This window comes from Faecousia intestinalis (genome assembly GCF_040096185.1).
Taxonomy (GTDB): domain Bacteria; phylum Bacillota; class Clostridia; order Oscillospirales; family Oscillospiraceae; genus JAZOXB01.
Genome location: NZ_JBBMFF010000138.1, coordinates 1 through 2188, shown reverse-complemented (window position 1 = coordinate 2188; position 2188 = coordinate 1). Strand labels below are relative to the sequence as shown.

Sequence of the window (2188 nt, the reverse complement as noted above, 5' to 3'; positions counted from 1 at the left end):
CGCAGCCTTTTCAAACGAGAGCCCAGTGAAACGGGTCTCGTTTGAGAGCGTGTCGAAAAGGCTTTTTCGACACGCTCGGGTGGGGCTGCTGTTAACGGCAGCCCCACCGATATTTCGGGAGGGAAAACCATGTTCGGCGATCTGCATATCCATATGATCCTCGACGGCGTGTATTATCGCGCCGCCATCGACGCGCAGAAGGAGCATCCGCTTGACGGCCTCGTCCGCGCGCGGCTGTCTGATTATCAGGCGCGCGGGGTCTGCCTCCTGCGCGACGGCGGGGACGCCTGGGGCGTCAGCCTGCGGGCGCGGGAGCTGGCGGGGGAATACGGCATCGATTACCGCAGTCCAGCCTTTCCCATCTACCGCCGCGGGCACTATGGGGCCTTCATCGGCCGCGGCTTCGACACGGAGGACGAATACCGCGCCCTGCTGGACGAGGCAGGGGAGAAGCGGGCGGACTTCATCAAGCTCATGATCTCCGGCCTCATCGATTTTGACCACTTCGGCGTCCTGACGGAGCCAGGCCCGGAGCCGCAGGACATCCGCCGGATGATCGAGCTGGCCCATGCGGCCGGATTTGCCGTTATGGCGCATGCGAACGGCGACCGCGCCGTCATGGCTGCCCTGCAGGCGGGCGTGGACTCCATCGAGCACGGGGCCTACCTCTCTGAGAGCGTGCTGCTCCGCATGGCGCAGCAGCGCACGCTGTGGGTGCCGACGCTCTCGACCATCGGAAACCTGATCGGCAGCGGGCGCTATCCCGACGCCGTGCTGAGACGCCTGCTCGCCCAGCAGCAGGAGGCAGTCCGCTTTGTCGCCGCGCACGGCGGCCGCATCGGCCTCGGCAGCGATGCCGGGGCGTGGCATGTGATGCACGGACAGGCCATTCCGGACGAGCTCGGTTATCTCACTGCAGCGCTCGGCCCGCGCACGGAGCCGCTTCTGCTGGAGGCCGAAGCGTACGCTTCTGTTACATTCTGCCGAAAGTGACCGTTGATTTGCCAAAATTTCTCCGATATAATAATTAAAAAATGCCAAAAGGAGAGAGAACGGTATGCAATATGTGCTTTTTAATCCGCAGGCCGGAAACGGCAGCGGTGCGCAGCAGGCACGCGCTCTGGACGCGCGCTTCCCGGAGGAGACGTTTTCCTATACCGATATGACAACGATCAGCGACTATGCGGCCTGGCTCGGCACGCTCCCGGTGGATGCGTCCCTTATCATCGCGGGCGGCGACGGCACGCTGAACCGCTTTCTCAACGACACGAACGGCATGGCCCTCCCGGAGCAGCTCTATTATTTCGCCACCGGCAGCGGAAACGACTTCCTGCATGACCTTGGCCTCGAGAAGGGCGCGGACCCGGTCCCCGTGGCGCAGCATCTGCGCGATCTGCCCACCGTGACGGTGAACGGAAAGCACTGGCGCTTCCTCAACGGCATCGGCTACGGCATTGACGGCTACTGCTGCGAGGTCGGCGACGCTCTGCGCGGCAAGTCCGACAAGCCTGTGAATTATACGGCCATCGCCATCAAGGGCCTGCTGTTTCACTTCCACCCGGCTAACGCCGAGGTCACGGTCGATGGCAAGACGAAGCGCTATCGCCGCGTCTGGCTCGCGCCGACGATGAACGGCCGCTTTTACGGCGGCGGCATGATGGTCACGCCGGACCAGCATCGCGGCAATGCTGAGGGCAAGGTCAGCGTGTGCGTCATGCACGGCAGCGGCAAGATCAAGACATTGGCGGTATTCCCGTCCATTTTCAAGGGCGGCCATGTAAAGCACACGGAAATGGTCGAGATCCTGACAGGCCATGACATCGAGGTGCGCTTTGACCGCCCCTGTGCGCTGCAGATCGACGGCGAGACCATCCGGAATGTGACTTCCTACAGCGTCCACGCGGGCGTCCCTGCGCGGGTCTGACAGAAAAAACGGCCGGAGTATGTATTCCTCCAGCCGACGGTGTGTCAAAAAAGCCTCGCAGAGTTCGCCGCCCGCAGGCGGCGAATCAAATCGGATCATTTTCTCCGGCGGCGTGTACGTCGGAGAAAATACTGCGCAGTCCGCCAGTGTGCGGATCGTCCGGCAAAGGCGGACGATCGTGCGCGCAGCGGACTGTAGTCCCTTTGTTTGGAAAGCCCAAAGGGCTTTCCAAACAGTTAATTGGCCGGAGCGCTCAGCGCTCCG

General features: G+C 62.7%; 2 protein-coding genes. Both read left to right on the top strand.

Annotation, left to right across the window (positions count from 1 at the left end; genetic code table 11):
• The first annotated feature begins 129 nt into the window (after positions 1 to 129).
• The gene (locus WMO66_RS02930) at positions 130 to 993 is read left to right on the top strand and encodes an amidohydrolase family protein (protein WP_349134915.1); all 864 of its coding nucleotides are present in this window, start codon (positions 130 to 132) and stop codon (positions 991 to 993) included.
• A 64-nt stretch (positions 994 to 1057) separates the two neighbouring features.
• Positions 1058 to 1924 (top strand): diacylglycerol/lipid kinase family protein, encoded by an 867-nt coding sequence (locus WMO66_RS02925; protein ID WP_349134914.1) that lies wholly within the window; start codon positions 1058 to 1060, stop codon positions 1922 to 1924.
• Positions 1925 to 2188 lie beyond the last annotated feature (264 nt).